Below are 20,716 nucleotides of genomic sequence, written 5' to 3' on the forward strand. Positions count from 1 at the left end.
TCAGTGTGAGATGAATGGCATAAAAATCTATGGTGAAAAATGAATGGCAGAAAAAGAACTGCAAATAAAAAAAGTAAAAATCCGTTTACTTTGATATTTCAATCAATATAGAATTATTGAATTAAAAGGAACATCATGGAAACCAAACAAGCCGTTGCCGCACTTGCCGCGATCGCACAAGACTCCAGACTCGCTATTTTTCGTCTGCTGGTACAAAGCGGTCCTGATGGCTTGATTGCGAGCAAGATTAGCGAAAATCTAGGGATCGCACCGTCATCACTCTCTTTTCACTTAAAAGAGCTGACTCATGCCAATATGATCAGCGTTACTCAGGATGGCCGCTTCATGATCTATGTAGCGAATTTCACCACGATGAATGCTTTATTAGGTTTTTTGACCGAAAACTGCTGTGGCGGCAATCCTTGCTCAAGCACCTCAGCTTGCACAGCCGCCACTGATGCGGAAACGAAAGCATCAGCATGAATTTACCGAATTTATCCAGGCGACTGGTTGCAGAAGGACTCGGGACCGCATTCCTGCTCGCAATCGTAGTCGGCTCTGGCATCATGGCGGAGAGGCTCGCCGGTGGCAATATGGCACTGGCTTTACTGGCCAATGCCATCGCGACTGGCGCAGGACTGGTCGCGCTGATCCTGATGTTTGGCGGCATATCCGGCGCGCACTTCAATCCTGTTGTGAGCTTATCGGAAGCCTGGCAGAAAAACCTGCCCTGGTCCTACGTAGCGCCGTATATTGCGGCGCAGATAATCGGTGCATTTGCTGGCGTTGCAGCTGCGCATGGCATGTTTGACGATCCGGCATTTTTCGCATCTGAGCATGTTCGTACCGGCGCCGCACAATGGTGGAGTGAATTTATCGCAACCTTTGGCCTGATCGGCGTCATTATTGGCTGTTCACGCAATCGCCCCGATCTCACACCATTTGCTGTTGCTGCCTACATCACAGCAGCCTATTGGTTCACCTCATCCACATCTTTTGCCAATCCTGCCGTGACGCTGGCACGCGCTGCCAGCAATACATTTGCTGGGATTCGCCCTGTCGATATCAGCGGATTTATGCTTGCGCAAATAGCAGGTGCAGCGGCGGCCACCTTATTGTTTGGCTGGCTGTATCCATCCACCACTCAAGATGCCATACGAATTCAATAGCAGCCAATTATTTAAATTCACAAAGAACTTTCGACGACTATGACTACCACGATTTATCACAATCCAAAGTGCGGGACATCACGCAACACCTTAGCTCTGATTCGCAATACCGGCGAAGAACCTGTCGTCATTGAATATCTGCAACATCCACCTAGCCGGGAAAAACTATCAGAGCTCATTAACGGCATGAATCTGACGCCACGTGAGCTATTGCGCAAAAAAGAGACTCTTTATGAAGAGCTGCAGCTCGATGACAGCAAGTGGTCTGATGATGAGCTGATCGACTTCATGATCAGCCATCCGATATTGATCAATCGCCCCATCGTCGTCACCCCTGCCGGTGCCAGACTGTGCCGTCCATCCGAACTGGTTCTAGATATTTTGTCCGCACCGCAGCGTGGCGAATTTATAAAAGAGGATGGAGAAAAAGTGATTGATCAGGATGGGCGTCGTGTCTGAGCTAGTTACTCATTTTCTTTGGCAGATCGTTACAGCAAACACAAAGAAAGTGTGGAGGTTCTATCAAAACGAGTGAACCAGCAGGTTATCTAACTTTTTTGATGCAGCTCATTCAACCAGCGCAAGCACATCATGCAAACTGCTGACCACGGCATCTGGTCTGATATGCGCATGGTGTGGCTTATCTTGTTCTAGTTGATGACGGTTCATCCAGACGCCATACATACCCACTTTTTGGGCGCCTTCCACGTCTAACAATAGATCGTCGCCGACATACATGACCTGCTCTGGCTTGAGATCGAGTGCATGGCAGGCTGCGGTAAAAATACGCGGATCTGGTTTGGCGCAGCCGAAGCGATGTGCCGCGAGAGAAACTTTAAAATGTGCTGCCAGTCCGATTTCATTCAGGTCGGCAAATCCGTTCGATACAGAGCCCAGGCTCACCCTCGAACCCAGCGCCTGCAAACCCGGCAGCACGTCGTCGTACAGACTGACCTTATTTCTGGCATCGGCGAAGACCGCCATTGCCTCATCCGCCTTGCTCACATCAACTTTATATTCTTTAAACAAGGTCGACAGCAATGCATGGCGCAGCGACCAGAGATCGTATTGAAAACGTGGATTGGTTTTGACCAGCTTTTCACGATAAGTACGCATCCGCTCAATTGAGTAGTGCCTGGCAACCTCTGGTGTATTGAACATCATCCACTGATACAGGGTCGCTTCGGCGTATTGAATAACAGGGGCGACCGGCCACAAGGTGTCATCTAAATCAAATAGAACTGCCTGGATCTGCATCTTTGCTCACTTTTTCCGTATTTCCTGCTACGTCACCGCATTTGGAATATCCAAATCAGATGCAATTATGGTCTAATCTGAGTCATCTCGCATGCCTCATCATCTGTTTGACCGTATGTTTCATCGTATGCCTCGTACCCTAGCTAACAAATCTGACCTTTATGACTTCTTCGGCTAAAACCATTGCACTCGTTGGCAAATATAATGCCGCAGGTATAACCGAATCGTTGGCTGAGCTTGCCGACTTTCTGAACGAGGCCGGGCATACCGTTGTCTTTGAAGAAGAGACTGCGCAGAACATTCTGCTAGATACTTATACCGTTATGAATGTCGCGGAAATCGGCAAATTTGCCAATGCTGCCATCGTGCTCGGCGGCGATGGCACCATGCTAGGTATTGCACGACAACTGGCTCCTTACAATGTGCCGCTGATCGGTATTAACCAGGGGCGGCTCGGCTTTATTACCGATATTCCCATGGACCGGATGTTTCCCGTGATTACAGAAATGCTGGAGGGCAAATATGAATCCGAGCGGCGCAGCCTGTTACAAGGAATCGTGGTACGCGAGGGTAATCAGATTTTTAGCGGCACAGCATTCAATGACATTGTGGTGTCGAGAGGTGCCGGTTCAGGCATGGTGGAATTGCGGGTCGACGTTGATCGTCACTTCATGTACAACCAGCGCTCGGATGGCCTGATTGTCTCTACGCCAACCGGATCCACGGCATATGCGCTGTCCGCTGGTGGTCCTTTGCTACATCCTAGCCTGAGCGGCATCGTGATGGTGCCGATCGCGCCACATGCCCTGTCTAACCGCCCTATCGTCTTACCTGACTCCAGTGAAATCGTGATTGAGATCGTCGCAGGACGCGATATCAGCGTGAATTTTGATATGCAATCGTTCGCCAGCCTGATGTATCAGGACAAAATTATGATACAGCGCTCCGCCCATACGATCACGTTCTTACACCCCCGTGGCTGGAACTACTATGACACGCTGCGTGAAAAACTGCACTGGAATGAATACCCCTCCGTCGAAGGGGCTTTACGTTAAAATAGAATGATGTCTCGCCGCACCTGAATGACAGGTGCGGCGAGCATGATGACACACCTTTTCCCGTGTGACGATTCCAGTTTCCCTCAATTTCTTATCCCTGTAACCACTTATGTTGCGCACGCTTGCTATCCGTGATTTTGTTATCGTCGATGCGATAGAACTTGAATTTTCTGCGGGCTTCACCGTCTTTACTGGCGAGACCGGCGCAGGTAAATCCATTCTGATTGATGCCCTGAGTCTGAGCCTCGGAGGGCGCGGTGATGCCAGCATGGTACGCGAGGGTGCGGCACGCGCCGACATCTGCGCAGAATTCTCCGTCGATGAAAACACGACCGCCTGGCTAAACGAAAACGATTTTGCTAATGACGACCATGAACTGATGTTGCGTCGTGTGATTGATAATGCCGGCCGCTCAAAAGCCTACATCAACGGCATCCCGGCAACAGCAGGTCAGTTGCGTGAACTTGGTGAATTGTTGGTTGATATCCACGGTCAGCATGCCCATCAGTCTTTATTAAAATCAGAAGCACAACGGGCACTGCTCGATATGCAGGGTGGTTTGCAAACTCAGGCACAAGAAGCCGGCAAATTATTCAAAGTCTGGCGCAATCTGGTCAAGCAAAGAGAAGAGTTTGAGCGCGATTCAAAAAATGTAATGCTGGAGCGCGAACGCCTGGAATGGCAGGTGAAAGAACTCGACAAATTACAAATTCAAGCCGGTGAATGGGAGAGCATCACTCACGAGCATAGCCGTCTGGCGCATGCCGCCAGCTTGCTTGAAGGTGCGCAGGAAGCTGCCGATCTGATTTCAGAAGCCGATCATCCGATGCTGTCGCAACTCTCTTCTCTGCATCAGCGTTTATCAAAACTGGTGGAATACGATGTAGCGCTGCAACCAGTGGTCGATGCGCTCGATTCTGCCCGCATAAATTTGCAGGAAACCAGCTACACATTGAATGACTACCTGAACCGTATTGAGCTGGATCCGGCTCGCTTACGTACCGTTGAAGCGCGCCTGGAAATCATGCACGCCACGGCGCGACGCTTCCATGTTGCACCAGAATCGCTGCATCTGGAGCTGGCGATTCTCTCTGAGCAATTACAGCAGTTAGCCGATGCCTCCGATATCGATGCGCTCAAAACACAAGAGAAAAATGCCTATGCCGCTTATGAACAGGTCGCACAAAAACTATCCAAAGCGCGTCATAAAGTAGCGAAAGAATTAGCTGCGGCAGTCACCACCGCCATGCAGGATCTGAGTATGAGTGGCGGTAGTTTTGCGATTGCCCTGCATCCTTGCGAAGCCGCTAGTCACGGGCTGGAGCAGGTCGAATTTCAGGTGGCAGGTCACGCCGGGGTGCAACCACGCTCTCTCGCCAAAGTGGCATCAGGGGGTGAACTCGCCCGCATCTCGCTAGCGATTTCGGTGATTACCTCGTGTGCGACGGCGACCCCGACGCTGATCTTTGACGAAGTTGATAGCGGCATCGGAGGCGGCGTTGCCGAAGTCGTAGGACGCCTGCTTAAACGTTTGGGACAAGACCGTCAGGTGCTGTGCGTAACACATTTACCGCAAGTGGCGAGTCAGGCAAATCAGCATTTTCAGGTGAGCAAAGACAGCAGCAATGGCAAGACTCAATCGCAAATTGACAGGCTCGACTCCAAGCAACGAGTAGAAGAAATTGCCCGTATGTTGGGCGGTATTGAAATCACTGCCACCACGCGCAAACATGCCAGAGAATTGCTGGCATCCTGAACCAGCGTATCCTCAGACAATGACCAGCTCAGTTCAACTGCGAGCAATGCAAATAACACATTAATCGATAACACTAACAAGGCCACTAAACTACCTATGCGCTTTCTGAAAGAACCTGACTATACGCACGGCAAAGCCACCAAAACCGGCGTCGTCCTGATCAACCTCGGCACACCCGATGCGCCGACAACCTCGGCGGTCCGGCGCTACCTGAAAGAATTTTTATGGGATTCGCGGGTAGTCGAAGTACCCCGCCTGATCTGGTGGTGTATCTTAAACCTGATCATCCTGCCATTTCGTTCAAGTCAGTCAGCGAAAAAATATGCCACGATCTGGAGCAAGGACGGCTCTCCGTTGAAAGTTCATACTGAAAAACAAGCTATCTTGCTCAAAGGCTATCTGGGTGAGCGCGGACATGAAGTACAGGTTGCATATGCCATGCGCTATGGCTCGCCCAATATTCCGACGGTGCTGCAAAAACTGAAGGAAGAAGGCTGCGAACGGATTTTGATTTTGCCTGCCTATCCGCAATACTCAGCGACCACAACAGGTTCTAACGCCGATGCCGTCTTCAGCCATTATCAGCGTACCCGCAACATGCCAGAACTACGCCTGGTGCGCAGTTACCATGACCATGATGCGTATATCCGCGCTCTGCGTTTGTCGATCATGAACCACTGGCAAAATAACGGACGTCCCGAAAAACTTGTCATGAGTTTTCATGGCTTGCCAAAGGCATTTTTAATGCGCGGCGACCCTTACCATTGCGAATGCTACAAAACAGCGCGCCTGCTGGCAGAGCAACTTGGCCTTAGCAAAGATCAGTACGTTGTCACCTTCCAGTCGCGACTCGGGCGTGCCGAATGGCTGCAACCCTATACCGCACCCACGGTAAAAGCCCTGGCGCAACAAGGCATCAAACGGATCGACGTAGTATGCCCTGGCTTTATCGCCGACTGTCTTGAAACGCTGGAAGAAATCGCGATGGAAGTACGCGATGAATTCTTGCACGCAGGCGGCAAAGAATTTAGTTACATTCCCTGCCTCAATGAATCACCGGAGTGGTTGCGCGCACTTGCTGAAATTACTGAGCAACATCTGATTGGCTGGCCGACGATGATGACTGTCAGTATGCGAGATAAGCAAAAACAAGATGCCTTGATCAGTCGCTCAGAATCCAAGCGTCTTGGTGCAGATCACTGAGTCAGATAACCGGATAGATTATGCACGCAGCGTCATCAGCCCATGTTGATACCTACTTCATCGGCGACATTCAAGGTTGCTGTGAGCAGCTACAGCAACTGCTCACTAAGATAGAACAACAGTCTCCGCAAGCGCAGTTGTTATTTGCAGGCGACCTTGTCAATCGCGGGCCGCAATCGCTGGCAACGCTGCGTCTTGTGAAGCAGCTACATGAGCAAGGCCGTGCCGACAGTGTGCTGGGTAATCACGATCTGCATTTGCTGGCGGTTGCCAATGGCATACGTCCCGCTCATCGCAGCGATACGCTGGACGACATTCTGCAGGCGCCTGATCGTGACGACTTACTTGACTGGCTGCGTCATCGCCCACTGGCGATCTGCCGTGACGATCATTTGCTGATACACGCCGGTGTTTTCCCGCAATGGTCGGTACAGCAAACTCTGTCACTGGCGCAAGAGCTTACGACCCAATTGCAAAGCAAGGACTGGATCAGTTTGTTACGCCAGATGTATGGCAATACACCGAACCAGTGGGATGATCATTTACAAGGTGCGGACCGCTATCGCTGCATCATCAATGCGCTGACACGCATGCGCTTTTGCAGTAGTGACGGCATCATGGATTTTGCGAGCAAAGATGGCGTCGGAACGGCACCAGCGGGATACGCGCCATGGTTTGACCTGCCGAGAGCGAGTGAAGACTACACGCTGGTCTTTGGTCACTGGTCAACCATGGGACTGGTCCTGCGTCCCAATCTGATCAGCCTCGATACCGGCTGTGTGTGGGGTGGAAAATTAACCGCCGTATCTTTAAAAAACAGAGCCGTCGTACAAATCGATTGCCCGCAGCAGCAAAAACCTGGTTAGGTTTTTGCTCTGACATTTTGCTTTGACACCGCGATTTATCTGGCGAGTTTATTCTGTGAACTTATTCCGCAATACCGAGCTGCGTCATCACAGCCACCCGCGCAACCAGAGCAACTTCCCGGCGGTGTGCGCCTTCGGTAGAAATCGACGGCAATCTGACGAGCTCAGCCGTCATTTTAGGTGCTCGTAAAATCGCATGCATACTTTCGACAAACGTCATGTCACCGATAAAATCGGCTGCGGCATGCGGGCGCCCCTGCGCATCCACATAGCGCACAACCAGCGGCTGTACCGGGACATGCGCTTCTATTGCGGCTTCAAATAAGTTTGCATGAAACGGCAATACATTACCTTGTGCGGCAGTCGTGCCTTCGGGGAAAAACGCGATGCGCTTGCCAGCTACGATCTGATGCACCAGACCTTCGTAGATACGGCGCACGTCGCGCTGTCTGCCGCGCTTGAGAAAAATCGTACCGGCTTTTTCGCATAACCAGCCGAGCAAAGGCCAGTCGCGAATATCGGACTTGGCGACAAAATGGCAGGGATGCAGGGTGTTAATGACGAAAATATCGAGCCAGGAAACATGATTCGACACGATCATCGCCCGCTCTGCGACGGCACCATCACTCAGGTCTTTGAACACTACTGTGACAGTACAAATCGCGAGTAATTTTTGCGACCAGCGACGCACCAGGCGTTCGTGCGTCTGTACCGATGTAAAAGGAAACACCACAGCACAGGTCAATAATCCAGCGAATAAATGGATCACCACCCGTGCGAAACGCCAAGCTATCATGCCTATCCTGTTTTTATATACTGAGTGGGAGTATTTTTAATAGCGTAGATATAATCTGCGCAATCAAGGCATTTTATGCCGATACTCCCCTATTTATTGATACTGCGGCATATTTTTGCGTTACATGCAGCTTTTAAGCGACATCGGTTCATGGACATCATCGGACCTGAAACTCAAAAATCTCAATTGAATTTCAAGCGAATCTCAACTGAGTTTGAACTTAGACTCACCTAAGACACATCAAACGCGATATGCCCAGAGACAATCGTTGTTTTCACGACGCCGGGCAATTCATAGCCAAGGAAAGGCGTATGCTTGCCCTGGCTCGCCAGCACTTTGGCATCGACTGTCCAGCGTGTCGCGGGGTCAAACAGACAGACGTCGGCCACAGATCCGACAGCCAGCTGACCACAACTCAGGCCGGCAACTTTCGCCGCCGTATGCGTAATGGTGGACAGCATCTGCGATAAAGACACATCGCCACGGCTCTCTTCTACCCATTTCAATGACAGCGAGAGCAGCAACTCCAGTCCTGTTGCACCAGGTGATGCTTCGGCGAACGGCAATAGTTTTTCATCATCATCAACCGGAGTATGGTCAGAGCAAATGGCGTCAATCGTGCCATCCAGCAAAGCCTGACGAATCGCATCACGATCACGCTGAGTGCGTAATGGCGGTGTCAGACGGGCATTCGAATCGAAGTACCCGATATCCGCATCGGTCAGATGCACATGATGTGCGCCGACGTCACAGGTCAGTAACAGCTCCTCTTTCTTCGCCTGCCGTATCAATTCCAGGCCCACAGCGGACGAAATGCGGCACAGATGCACTTTGGCACCGGTCGCCCGCATGAGTTCAAACAAGGTATGCAGAGCGATCGTCTCCGACATCACCGGCACCCCAGCCAGACCGAGGCGTGATGCGAGAGGCCCGCTATGCGCTACGCCGCCTTTACCGATGAAGGCATCTTGCGGACGCAGCCAGACGGTGTAGCCAAATGTGCTGGCATATTGCAAGGCACGCTGCAATACATTGGTATCGGCAATCGTGACTTCAGCTTGCGAAAAACCGATGCAGCCGGCATCAGTCAGTGCGGCCATTTCTGTCAGTGCTTCGCCTTTCAAACCAATGGTCAGAGCTCCCAGTGGATAAACATGGGCTTTATTCTGAACCCTGGCGCGCTGCTTGAGCATCTCGACCAGACCGGATTCATCCAGAACAGGGTCGGTATCGGGCGGACAGACCAGACTCGTGACGCCGCCACGCATGGCGGCCTGCAACTCAGACTCCAGCGTGGCTTTGTACTCGAATCCCGGCTCACGCAGGCGGGCACTCAGATCGACCAGGCCAGGTGCTACGACCAATCCCGTCGCATCAATCGTTTTATTCGCAACGAAATCGGCAGGCGCCTGCCCAACCGCCACAATCTTGCCAGCGGCGATAAATACATCTTGCACTGCATCGACCTGATTCGCAGGATCGATCAGACGACCGTTTTTGATATGTATTTTCATGCTTGTTCTTTCACGTGTTTTTGCTTATTTTTTGCGTGTTCTTTTTTGTTTGGTATCCCAAGCTCGCTAAGGCCATGTTGCGTGCCACGCCCGAGATAGTCGCGGTGTTCGCCTGTGTTGTCAGCAGAATGGCTAATTGCCTGCAACGATACTCATGACCGCCATGCGCACAGCAATACCGAATGTCACCTGCGGCAAGATCACTGCTTGCGGCCCATCGGCTACAGCGGAATCAATCTCAACCCCGCGATTCATCGGTCCGGGATGCATAACAATCGCATCAGGCTTTGCCAGTGCCAGACGCTCTGGCGTCAGTCCATAACTTTTAAAATATTCTTGTGCCGAAGGAAGCAAGGCACCGCTCATACGCTCATTCTGTAAGCGCAGCATGATGATGACATCCACACCTTTGAGACCTTCGTCCATGTTGTTGAAGACGCGCACACCCATTTGCTCCAGACCACCCGGCAACAAGGTGCGCGGCCCGATCACACGTACCTCTGGCACACCGAGCGTCGTCAGTGCATGAATATCCGAGCGTGCAACGCGACTGTGCAAGACATCGCCGACAATCGCCACCGTGAGATTGGTAAAATCTTTTTTGTAATGACGGATGGTGTACATGTCCAGCAAACCCTGAGTCGGGTGGGCATGACGCCCATCACCAGCGTTGACTACGTGAACATGATTTTGTCTGGTGTCGTTCAGATGCTTGGCGATCAGGAAAGGGGCACCCGAAGTCGCATGACGCACCACGAACATATCGGCATGCATCGCCGCCAGGTTGTCGATGGTATCGAGCAGTGATTCGCCTTTACTCGCACTTGACGCGGCAATGTTCAGATTAATGACATCGGCAGATAAACGCTTGGAGGCAATCTCAAACGTGGTGCGGGTACGTGTCGAGTTTTCAAAAAACAAATTGAACACGCTTTTACCACGCATCAACGGGACTTTTTTGACTTCGCGATCACTCACGCTGACGAAGGAAGAGGCCGTATCCAGAATGTGATTGACGATGGATTTTGGTAAACCATCGATAGTCAGCAGATGCTGGAGTTCGCCGTTTTTATTGAGCTGAGGATTATGCATGATCTATCGAGAAGCTAAGTTGACCACCGTCTGCGCGTTGCAGATTGACGGAGCAGTTTTTTTCAAATTCGGCAGTATGGGCGACGAAATCTGCCGCAATCGGCAACTCGCGCCCGCCTCTGTCAACCAGAGCCGCCAGCATGATTTTTGCGGGACGGCCATAGTCAAATAATTCATTAATTGCGGCGCGTGTTGTGCGTCCCGTGTAAAGCACGTCATCGACCAGAATAATACTGGCACCATCGACATCGAACGGAATCTGACTAGGCTTCACTTCAGCATGCAAGCCTTTAGCCGCATAGTCATCGCGGTAAAATGAAACGTCGATAAAGCCGGGCTTGCCCTTCAAGCCGAGATCGCTGACCAGGCGCTCTGCCAGCCAGGCGCCGCCAGAGTAAATACCAACGATAGCGAGATGCTCATCGGTGGCAACACGCGCTTTAATTTGTGCCAGCAATTGCTGGTAGAGCGTTTCCGCATCGGGTAATTGCGTAGAAGAGGTCATGGAGTCTGATCAAAATATTGTTGCAGAATAAGGGCGGCTGCCTGTGCATCGATATGTTCGCCGCGTTTGGCGCTCAGCACAGCGGAGGAGTAACGTTCATCGACTAAGATCGTCGGTACAGCAAAGCGACCATGCAGCTGGTTGGCAAATCGGGTGCAACGTACCGTCATTTCATGCTCTGCGCCATCAGGATGCATGGGTAAGCCTACGACGCAGAGTACGGGTTGCCAGTCTTTGATCAGTTGTGTGATTTCACTAAATTTGCCATCGTTGGTGGCGGCACTGATAATTTTTAAAGCCTGAGCTTGTCGCAGCAAGGTATTACCGACTGCGACTCCAATACGTTTTAGTCCGAAATCAAATGCCAGGATGGTGCCAGATACATTGGCGACAGCATTCATCAGGCGTGCCCTGCATCGGCAGCGAGCATCATCGGATCAATACCGAGTAATTTAATCGCGGCAGTAAAGCGATCTTCAATCGGCAACTCGAACATAATCCTAGCGTCAGCGGCAACAGTCAGCCATCCGTTGGCGCCTATTTCCTGCTCAAGTTGACCCGCACTCCAGCCTGCATAACCGATACTGACCAGGGCTTGTGCAGGACCATCGCCCGATGCAACCGCTTCTAAAACATCGCGCGACGTAGTGAAAGCGATCTGATCCGTAACTCTGAGTGAGGATGAAAACTTGCCGGCAGGCGCATGTAAAACGAAGCCACGATCATCTTGCACCGGTCCGCCAAACATCACAGGCTGCTGGCGCATAGGGTGAGAATCAGGAATAATTTCAAGTTTTAAATCGATACGATCAAATAAACCCGCTAGCGTCATGTCAGTCGGCTTATTAATGACTAGTCCCATCGCACCACGCTGATTGTGCTCACAGAGATAAATCACCGTGCCACCAAAAATCGGATCCTGCATTGACGGCATTGCAATCAAGAAATGATTGGTGAGATTTAAAGTGGCACCGGACTGAGATGCTTCGCCGGATGTGCCGGAAGATGTGTCAGCAGCAGCGTCAACATGAGCATTTTGCTCTTGCTGTACGAATTCTGCCGATAAGTCAGAGTGGGGATTTTTGATTAACTTCGCCATTCGGTCATTTTAACATTTTTGGGCTGTTTTTTCGATGTCTGTGCTCGCGCTAAGAGTTTGGATATTGCGGCATTTTTCTGCTTTTGGGCATCTTTTATAGAGCCTACCCGGGTATCAGGCGGATGATGAGGCGACCTGATCACGCGCTATGACAATCAACGGTATCTCAACATAACGAATCACAATTTTTCATACTACGATGACCACTTCTCAATTAACTGTCGAACGCTCTCTGGTCTGGTTCCGGCGCGATCTGCGCTGCTTTGACCATGCTGCCCTGTATGCAGCCCTTAAACACAGCAAGGCGGTGTATTGCGTCTTTGTTTTTGACAAGAGCATCTTGCAGGATTTATCTCCTCATGACAGGCGTGTCTGGTTTATTCATGAAAGCATCAAGGAACTGGCACAGGAACTGGCGAAGCTGGGCGGAAAGCTCGTCGTGCGTTACGGTATTGCCGAGGAGGAAATTCCGGCGTTAGCAGCAGAACTCAACATCAACGCGGTATTTGCCAACCATGATTACGAGCCTCAGGCGATCAGGCGTGACGCTCTTGTCAAGCAGCGGCTGCAGAGCTTTGACTGCGTAATGCATACGCGTAAGGATCAGGTAATTTTTGAGAAAGATGAAGTCTTGTCGCTGGCAGGAACTCCTTTTTCTGTATTCACGCCTTATAAAAATGCCTGGCTGAAGAAATTTTATGCCGAGGGAAGCGATTTTTTTAGCAAACCCTATCCCGTTGATATTTACACAAACCGTTTTGTAGCCGATTTGCCTCCTGCACTGACCACTATTCCTAGCCTGACGGAGATGGGGTTTAGGGACTCTCCTGAATCACAGATGAACGTAGCAGCCGGCATGTCCGGCGGCGCGGCATTACTCGATGATTTTTTACAACGGATACAGCGCTACGGTCAGGCAAGAGATTATCCCTCGGTAAAAGGCCCTTCCTATCTATCGGTACATCTGCGCTTTGGTACCGTATCGGTGAGGCATCTGGTGCGAGAAGCAATGACGTGCATGCGCACCGCTGCCGATCTTGGCGGAGCGCAAGTCTGGCTGGCAGAACTGATCTGGCGCGATTTTTATTTTCAGATCCTGCATCATCACCCTCATGTTGTGGAGCGCTCATTTAAGAAAGACTACGATGCGATCCAATGGGAACAGGGTGAGCAGGCAAAAAACCTGTTTGCGGCCTGGTGTGAGGCCCGTACGGGCTATCCTCTGGTCGATGCGGCAATGACACAATTGAATCAGACTGGATATATGCATAATCGCCTGCGCATGGTCGCGGCGTGCTTTCTGATTAAAGATCTGGGTATCGACTGGCGCTGGGGTGAGCGTTATTTTGCCCAGCATTTGAATGACTTTGACTTGTCTGCAAACAATGGAGGCTGGCAATGGGCATCCTCGTCAGGCTGTGATGCGCAGCCCTACTTCAGGATTTTTAATCCGGTCACGCAATCTGAAAAGTTTGATGCAGAAGGTAAATTTATCCGCCGGTATTTACCGCAACTCGGTAAACTCACGAACAAACAAATTCATGCGCCATGGCTACATAGTACGGATGCATTGCAATCGGCTGGACTCACTTTAGGGAAAGACTATCCGCTTCCCGTCGTCGAACATGATCTGGCACGCAAAGCGACCTTGGCTCGCTATGCTGTGGTGAAAAAGCCAGACGAAAAAAATGCACCTTGAGCAAGGTGCATTTTTAAATTTACATCTGGAGGATGATCTCTAGAAGACATCCGGCACGGTTTATTTATACGACAACCGCTTCTTTACTTACAAAACGTGTAATCGCTCCGAGCAAATCATCTTCACGATAGGGCTTACCGAAGTATTCGTTCACTCCCAGCTCCTGCGCATAGTTACGATGCTTGTCCGCTGTACGCGAAGTAATCATGATGATAGGAATGTGACTTGTACGCGCATCACTGCGAACGTTACGGGTCAGATCGAAACCATCCATACGTGGCATTTCGATGTCAACCAGCATGACATCCGGCGTGACTGATTGCAATTGCTCCAATGCGTCAATACCGTCTTTGGCCAGTACCACCTGATATCCCTCACGTGTCAGCAAACGCTGAGTGACGCGACGTACCGTCAATGAATCATCAACCACCATAATCGTATGCTGGGTACGTAAGCCCTGGACTGGCGCGACTTCTGCATGCGCTGTACCGGCACTGAGGTTCGCTACCGCACCCATTTCAGGATTATCCTGAGTTGCTTGCTGAGTAGGATGACGGGCATGTTCATGTTCCATTCTGTGCGCCAAAGGCACAGGATTCAGAATCAACACGATTTCACCTGAACCGAGCACGGTAGCACCGGCGACACCGATCATACGCGCTAACTGCGGGCCGATATTTTTAACAACGACCTCACGGTTACCGACGATATCATCGACGTGAATTGCAACACGTTCAGTACCGCTCTTCATGATTAGAATCGGTGAATATTGCTGCGCAATCGGCGCTACCTCATGCTCACCTAACATCGATGATAGGTAATGCATCGCAACGCGGACGCCTTGCCACATAATCGCACCGTCGTTGTAAGCAGTAGCCAGCATTGCAGATTTCAATTGCTGTACTTGCTCAACAAGAACGGACGGCACTGCAAAAGTTTTTCCACCGGATTTCAAGATCACCACTTGCGTTACAGCGAGAGTCAGCGGCAAGTGAATGGTGAAATGCGCACCCTTACCTTCGACTGAACTCACCGCAACACGACCACCCAAAGACGCAGCCTCAGAGCGCACCACGTCCATACCAACACCACGACCTGCCAACTCTGTGACTTCGCTGGCAGTAGAGAAACCCGGTTCAAAAATCATATTGACGGCGTCGGCATCGCTGGCATTTTCGTCGTAACCAATCAAGCCGACTGTTTTGGCTTTTTCGCGAATACGTGACAAGTTCAAACCTTGTCCGTCATCGCTGAAGTGGATCACAACTTCATTACCTTCCTGACGAATTTCAACTAAGAGTTCACCGATTTCTTCTTTGCCGCTGGCACGACGTGCATCACGTGTTTCGATGCCGTGAACAATCGCATTACGCAATAAATGTTCGAACGGGCCGATCATTTTTTCGAGAACGCTACGGTCAATTTCGACCGATGTTCCACGGATATCGAGATTGACACGTTTGTCGACTTCTTTCGACGTCTGGCGGGTTACCCGATACAAACGCTCGGCAATACTCGCAAACGGAATCATACGGACACGCATCAGATCCTGTTGCAATTCGCGGGTGAGACGTGCTTGCGTATGCAAATCGTTCGATGCGCCATCAATCGTACGCGTCAGGTTGGTCTGCACCGTGGCCACGTCGCTGACGCTCTCAGCCATCATGCGCGTCAATTCCTGCAGACGGGTAAAGCGGTCAAATTCCAAAGGATCGAACTCGCGATCGCCAGACATCGCCATGCGCGAAGTGATTTGGGTTTCTGCCTGAATCTCGACTTCACGCAATTGCGCACGCAGACGGTTCACGTTTTCGGTCAATTCAGTCAATGAGGTACGTAATGTACCTACCTCATTTTCTAACTTGGAACGTGAAATGGAAACTTCACCAGCCTGATTGACGAGGCGATCAAGAATATCTGCACGGACACGCACCAATGGCACAGGACCTGCAGGTGCGGCTGGGGCCGTAACTGCCGCGCGGCCAGGCACAAAATTGCTGACGGCGTTCGATGTCTTTAAAGGTACTACAGGTGCGAGGCTGACCAATTCTTTCGGAGCTGACACGGTATCAGCCGGACTGGTCGCAGCTGCTGCATCCTGACTCAGTGTTTCCTGGAATTGATCTAGTTCTTGTGCTGCTGTCAGCGCTTCTGCTGCAACAGGCGCGACTACTTGTGCCTGCGGATTCTGCAGGCGATCAAACAGTTGCATGCTGTAGTCGTGACGCATGACCAGATCATCCATCAATGGCTGACGCGCTGCTCCGCCACCGGCGTGCATGAGATTCTCTACGCGCGTTTCCATATCATGGGTGTGCTGCCCCAACTCCATCGCACCCGCCATCCGGGCACTACCTTTAATGGTGTGCATCAGACGCAAGATGGATTGAGGAATGGCCGTTTCTTCCGGTTGTTGCTGCCACGAGCGCAATAATTGCCCTACCATAGGCAGCAAATCGTGACCTTCTTCGATAAACACCGGCAAAAGATCCAGATCCAGATCATCTTTGATGCGCAAATCTGGGTCTGATGTCAATGACGCTGCATCAAATGTAGTGTCCGCTGCAACTTCCTGGTGCTGTGACACTAGTGGCGCAATCACAGGCTCTGCAACTAGCTCTGGTATTGCAGCATCTACACTGACTACTGATTCTGGTTCAGGCAGAACTAGCGGCTCAATGGCTGGCTCATCAGAAACTGACTCGACAAGCACCTCAGGCTCAGATGCCACCTCTGCCGCAGGCGCAAGTAGTTCCGGCTCAAGCAAGGCATCTGCAGTTACATCAGAGGCATTAGTTGCAACATCCGGATGTTCAAGCAAATCTGCAGCAATCGCGCGTTGCGTCTCCAGATCCAACAAACTATCTTCTGGTTTATCTAACTTAACATCTGAAGCTGGATCTTGTACCAATTCAGTTTCGAGAACGTCTCCGGCGATATCCAATTCAGCTAAATCGTTGATATCGAGTTTTTCGTTTGTAGAGGTAATGAACTCGTCGTCTGCACCGACATCCGAACGCGCTATGACAGCAAGCAATAGTTTATCCAGCTGACGAACTTCGGTCAATGCATGCTCTGCAAGCTCAGACAAACCGAATTTTTTTAACATCTGCTTCACGGTTTCAACTGCGTGATCCAGAGTGTCAAACTCTGTATTGTCCAATACCACAGGATGACGTTCTAAACGCTGAAGAACCATTTCCAGACTGTGTGCCAGCTCTTGAACTGACTTCAAGCCTACCGTAGCAGAGCTGCCAGCTAAAGAATGCGCTGCATGTACCGCGTGTTTAGATACGTTGCGATGTGGCTCGTGACGCCACTCAGCAAAATCCTGTGACAGGTAGCGGACAATTTCATCCGTTTCTGCCATGTAAATCGTGTGCAAAGGCAAACTGATTTCGATGTCGCCGATACGTTTTACGTTGTCATCCTGCGTTTCGGAAGGCTTGGATAAATCTGGAAACTCAATGATCTGTGCAGTTGCTGCCGCTTCCTCAACCAAGTTCGCCAATGATTCAGGTGCTATCGGGGTCACCTCTGGCAAAGTCTCATGGTGATCAACAGCGTCCGAATGTGCCTTAGTCTCAAGCACCGCGGCAATATCCTGGGGCAATTCAACGACAGTATCCGCTACAACATCAAGAGCAACTGGCGCTGGCGATAAGGCTTCCGGTATATCGAGACTATCTGTTATGACGAGTGCTTCAGGGACTGGCGCTGGGTCCGGCAATAAGACAGGTTCGATGAAATTACTTGCTTCGATTGCAGGCACTTCCGTAATTTCCTGGCTATCAACCGGACTTAATGATGTTGGCTCAGGAATAGTAGTATCAGAGACAGTAATTGTATGATCAACGCTGTCACTCACCTGATCTTCTTCATCCGCATCGAAAGCGGCAACCGCCTCAATGACGACCTCAGCTTCTTCTGGAGCAGAGCTTGCTGTGCCTACATCAGCAGCAAACTCAACCAAGACAGGCGAATCAATGTGGGCGTTATCCAGCAAAGGATGAGCGGGTTCAGCCAAAACAGGGTCGACTACAGCATGCTCAATTACAGGAGGTGCCACTTCTGCTATTGCAGTTTCTATATATTGGAAATCCTGACCGGCTTTAATGCGTTCTGCTGCGGCAATCAGGGCTAATCCATTGCGTCCAGAGAATCCCACATGCTTCAAATCCTCGACCCAGGCAAACATTTCGTCTGCGGCCCGGTCTAACAAACCGTACAAATGCTCGTTACCATCACGTGACTCGGACAGCCACATATTCATGATCTGTTCGATACTCCATGCAGCCTCACCAAAGACTGTCAGGCCAACCATGCGTCCACTACCTTTTAAAGTATGGAATGAACGACGCAGACTTGTGAGATGTTCTTGATTGCCCGGATCGCGTCTTGACGCCGGCACAGTTTCTCTGACAAAGCCAAGAACCTCATCTGCTTCCATCAAAAATATTTCCAACAATTCAGCATCAATCGCATCATCATTGGCAGGCAACTCAGGAACATAACTAGGTGCAGGCTCGCTGACAACGTGCGTCGTAGCCGCTACGATATGGTTGAGCGCGTCTTGAGAAATAGTCGAGTCTGCTTGCCCCAGTAAATCAATCGCCGCACGAGCACGTGTACTCGCATCGGCATCATCAAGAAGGGTGGCGACCGAGCGCTCCGACTCAAGTGAATCTTTTAACTGTGCTTGTAATTCACGGTTTTCCGGCGCTTCCATCAAGGAAGCAACTAGTTTTGACGATTGCTGCTGCTGATTGACCAGCTCTTGTTCTGCGGTAACGACCGCCTCGGACAACGGTGCCTGAACAACATTTCCGGCAGACTCATTGAGTGAAGAAGGAAGCAATTCTTTCTCTACACTCTTCTCCAGCAATCTGGAGCGCAACAATCCAGCGTCTGCATCAAAACTGAATTTTTTCTTCGCCGTATCTGGTTGCGATTGCAAAATCTCGATAAAGAACGTCAATGCACCAATATTTTGGGCGACATTCTGGTGAGCGCTTTCCGCATGCTCAGTACCAGCAACTTCAGAGAAATTTGCGATGACTTTGCGGGCATGTTCCACAGCGAGCATGGCATCATCCTGGTCCAAGATAGCCAGAGCGCCACCAATCTGATGCAAAATCGGATCAACAGGTGACAGTACATCGACGCTAGCCGGATCACGGAAGTACTCGTCCAGAGTTTTTTCAACTTGACGCAGACTGGATTGCATTTCTGCCACCAGTACTGACATCGTTTGCCTTTGTTGCGCCTCACGTGAAATTTCCCCCATCCAGGCGGCTTGAGTTGGCGGCTCATCACCGGAAACCAATGACAACAAACGTGCTGTTACTTCGTCTGCACGTTCAGAAAAATGGTCCGGCAAACGTGAGATGTGGTCAAGTGCATTTTCTACAAACAATAAGCTTGTTGCGAGCTCTATGCCGATCTTGCCCTTCTCCGGTGTATGAGCGGCATGACGTGCGATACCACTCAGTTCACGGAGCAATTTCGACAGAGGAGCTGAGTTCAGGTTTGCACCATTCTCAGCCAGGTCTTTCATTTTTTGAGCAAAGCGATCTGAGACGCTGGCATCGCCATTGGCAATTCTGCCCCACAGATTTTTCAAACTACCTACTTGCTCTTTGGCAGTCGCCAACACATTGGCGGCAATCTTGCCGTAGTTCTTTTGATCGTAATCAATCGGAACCTGATTATCGAGCTGATATGCGCGACGAATTTGTGCGACGAAAGCCGAGGGATGATCGACCTGGGCAATAAAAAACAGAGCATCCCGCAACAGACGTTCAGGAATACTGGAAACGCCATCTACCAAACGACGAATCTGCAAATTAATACGTCCGAAAATTTGTTTTACGTACTGTTTATTTTCGATCGCACCCTGTGCAACCGCCTCGGCAAATCCACGCATCACCAGCCAGAAAGCTTTCGCTTGCGGCGTGACCTGCGCATGCTCAATCTCACCGATCAGATCATGCATCGCCTTTACGGCAAGCAGTTGCTGTGCATTATCTTTGCTGGTTAAAACAGTCAGCAAGAGTTTTTCAAAACGCTGCCTCAGGCTGGTGTAATTCACAGCGGCGACATGATGCGCGATAGTCAACTCAGGAATTTGCTCCTGAACCGATAAAGACGGGAAGAACAAATCGGCAGGATGGATGCGCTCGGCACCCTTTAATTCGAGTAATGCACGATAGTAAGGGAATAAACGCACGGGTTGATGTGCGCTTCCAGACAACAAGTCTTCGAGGTAACGCAAAATAGCGTGGAAAGCGTCATTGATGACGTCAATATGCGCCGGACTCATTTCGAGTTGTCCCGATTGCAGGCGCTCGATCAAATCCTCGATGGTCTCAGTTACAATCGATACACCATCAATATCCACAATCTGCAAGGCACCATGTGCCTGGTGCAAATAACTTTTGGCATGCAATAGCATCGTGGATTTGCTGTCGTCATCCTGCACGACAGCATCCGACAATAATTTTCCAGCACTGGTAATTGCTTCGCGGACTTCACCCATCACCCAAGACAAAGGGCCAATATCAAACTGCTCCTGGGGAGTTTCTTGCGAAATTGAAAAATCAGACGTCATGCGTACCCCGCAAACTCAAAGGGCGATAAACCTTCGCTTATCGCCATGCATTTATGATCTGGCTACGAACAACACGTAGCCAGTAGCTGAAA

The 20,716-nt window shown here is 50.6% G+C and carries 16 protein-coding genes; 8 read left to right on the plus strand and 8 right to left on the minus strand.

What is annotated here, in order from left to right; all coding sequences use genetic code 11:
* Nucleotides 1–135: 135 nt before the first annotated feature.
* Genes ACO0K4_RS00100 through arsC form a run of 3 tightly spaced genes read left to right on the plus strand, consistent with a single transcriptional unit; the run spans nucleotide 136 to nucleotide 1,628 of the window.
* Nucleotides 136–483, plus strand: coding sequence for an ArsR/SmtB family transcription factor (locus ACO0K4_RS00100; RefSeq protein WP_422954585.1), 348 nt, complete (start codon nucleotides 136–138; stop codon nucleotides 481–483).
* Nucleotides 480–1,169 carry an aquaporin gene (locus ACO0K4_RS00105; protein ID WP_422954586.1) on the plus strand — a complete coding sequence of 230 codons (690 nt, stop codon included), beginning with the start codon at nucleotides 480–482 and terminating at the stop codon, nucleotides 1,167–1,169. The genes ACO0K4_RS00100 and ACO0K4_RS00105 overlap by 4 nt, the downstream gene beginning before the upstream one ends.
* Nucleotides 1,170–1,208: 39 nt before the next feature.
* Nucleotides 1,209–1,628 (plus strand): arsenate reductase (glutaredoxin), encoded by a 420-nt coding sequence (arsC, locus tag ACO0K4_RS00110; RefSeq protein ID WP_422954587.1) that lies wholly within the window; start codon nucleotides 1,209–1,211, stop codon nucleotides 1,626–1,628.
* Nucleotides 1,629–1,736: 108 nt separating this feature from the next.
* Here the strand turns inward: arsC and ACO0K4_RS00115 are convergent, their stop codons facing one another.
* The gene (locus ACO0K4_RS00115; RefSeq protein ID WP_422954588.1) at nucleotides 1,737–2,426 is read right to left on the minus strand and encodes an HAD family hydrolase; all 690 of its coding nucleotides are present in this window, start codon (nucleotides 2,424–2,426) and stop codon (nucleotides 1,737–1,739) included.
* A 161-nt stretch (nucleotides 2,427–2,587) separates the two neighbouring features.
* Between ACO0K4_RS00115 and ACO0K4_RS00120 the strand changes: the two genes are divergently transcribed.
* The 4 genes from ACO0K4_RS00120 to ACO0K4_RS00135 all read left to right on the plus strand — a co-directional run bounded on the left by ACO0K4_RS00120 (nucleotide 2,588) and on the right by ACO0K4_RS00135 (nucleotide 7,309).
* Nucleotides 2,588–3,481 (plus strand): NAD kinase, encoded by an 894-nt coding sequence (locus ACO0K4_RS00120; RefSeq protein WP_422954589.1) that lies wholly within the window; start codon nucleotides 2,588–2,590, stop codon nucleotides 3,479–3,481.
* Nucleotides 3,482–3,593: 112 nt separating this feature from the next.
* Nucleotides 3,594–5,240 carry a DNA repair protein RecN gene (recN, locus tag ACO0K4_RS00125; protein WP_422954590.1) on the plus strand — a complete coding sequence of 549 codons (1,647 nt, stop codon included), beginning with the start codon at nucleotides 3,594–3,596 and terminating at the stop codon, nucleotides 5,238–5,240.
* 96 nt (nucleotides 5,241–5,336) lie between these two features.
* Entirely contained in the window at nucleotides 5,337–6,443 is a 1,107-nt protein-coding gene (hemH, locus tag ACO0K4_RS00130) for a ferrochelatase (protein ID WP_422954591.1), read from the plus strand.
* A 20-nt stretch (nucleotides 6,444–6,463) separates the two neighbouring features.
* Nucleotides 6,464–7,309, plus strand: coding sequence for a symmetrical bis(5'-nucleosyl)-tetraphosphatase (locus ACO0K4_RS00135; RefSeq protein WP_422954592.1), 846 nt, complete (start codon nucleotides 6,464–6,466; stop codon nucleotides 7,307–7,309).
* Between the two features lie 61 nt (nucleotides 7,310–7,370).
* Here the strand turns inward: ACO0K4_RS00135 and ACO0K4_RS00140 are convergent, their stop codons facing one another.
* The 6 genes from ACO0K4_RS00140 to ACO0K4_RS00165 all read right to left on the minus strand — a co-directional run bounded on the left by ACO0K4_RS00140 (nucleotide 7,371) and on the right by ACO0K4_RS00165 (nucleotide 12,315).
* Nucleotides 7,371–8,105: a lysophospholipid acyltransferase family protein gene (locus ACO0K4_RS00140; protein ID WP_422954593.1), complete on the minus strand. Its 735-nt coding sequence runs from the start codon at nucleotides 8,103–8,105 to the stop codon at nucleotides 7,371–7,373.
* Between the two features lie 230 nt (nucleotides 8,106–8,335).
* The gene (locus ACO0K4_RS00145) at nucleotides 8,336–9,619 is read right to left on the minus strand and encodes a dihydroorotase (RefSeq protein WP_422954594.1); all 1,284 of its coding nucleotides are present in this window, start codon (nucleotides 9,617–9,619) and stop codon (nucleotides 8,336–8,338) included.
* Between the two features lie 132 nt (nucleotides 9,620–9,751).
* Entirely contained in the window at nucleotides 9,752–10,711 is a 960-nt protein-coding gene (locus ACO0K4_RS00150; RefSeq protein ID WP_422954595.1) for an aspartate carbamoyltransferase catalytic subunit, read from the minus strand.
* Complete coding sequence (pyrR, locus tag ACO0K4_RS00155) at nucleotides 10,704–11,216, minus strand: bifunctional pyr operon transcriptional regulator/uracil phosphoribosyltransferase PyrR (protein ID WP_422954596.1); 513 nt, start codon at nucleotides 11,214–11,216, stop codon at nucleotides 10,704–10,706. Before pyrR ends, ACO0K4_RS00150 begins: the two co-directional genes overlap by 8 nt.
* Nucleotides 11,213–11,617, minus strand: coding sequence for a Holliday junction resolvase RuvX (gene ruvX / locus ACO0K4_RS00160; protein WP_422954597.1), 405 nt, complete (start codon nucleotides 11,615–11,617; stop codon nucleotides 11,213–11,215). The genes pyrR and ruvX overlap by 4 nt, the downstream gene beginning before the upstream one ends.
* Nucleotides 11,617–12,315 carry a YqgE/AlgH family protein gene (locus ACO0K4_RS00165; RefSeq protein WP_422954598.1) on the minus strand — a complete coding sequence of 233 codons (699 nt, stop codon included), beginning with the start codon at nucleotides 12,313–12,315 and terminating at the stop codon, nucleotides 11,617–11,619. The genes ruvX and ACO0K4_RS00165 overlap by 1 nt, the downstream gene beginning before the upstream one ends.
* A gap of 199 nt (nucleotides 12,316–12,514) precedes the next feature.
* On the opposite strand from ACO0K4_RS00165, the gene ACO0K4_RS00170 reads away from it, so the two are divergent.
* Nucleotides 12,515–14,014 carry a cryptochrome/photolyase family protein gene (locus ACO0K4_RS00170; RefSeq protein ID WP_422954599.1) on the plus strand — a complete coding sequence of 500 codons (1,500 nt, stop codon included), beginning with the start codon at nucleotides 12,515–12,517 and terminating at the stop codon, nucleotides 14,012–14,014.
* Between the two features lie 64 nt (nucleotides 14,015–14,078).
* Here the strand turns inward: ACO0K4_RS00170 and ACO0K4_RS00175 are convergent, their stop codons facing one another.
* Complete coding sequence (locus ACO0K4_RS00175; protein WP_422954600.1) at nucleotides 14,079–20,624, minus strand: Hpt domain-containing protein; 6,546 nt, start codon at nucleotides 20,622–20,624, stop codon at nucleotides 14,079–14,081.
* Between the last annotated feature and the right edge of the window lie 92 nt (nucleotides 20,625–20,716).

This window comes from Undibacterium sp. RuTC16W, assembly GCF_049339445.1.
Taxonomy (GTDB): domain Bacteria; phylum Pseudomonadota; class Gammaproteobacteria; order Burkholderiales; family Burkholderiaceae_D; genus Undibacterium.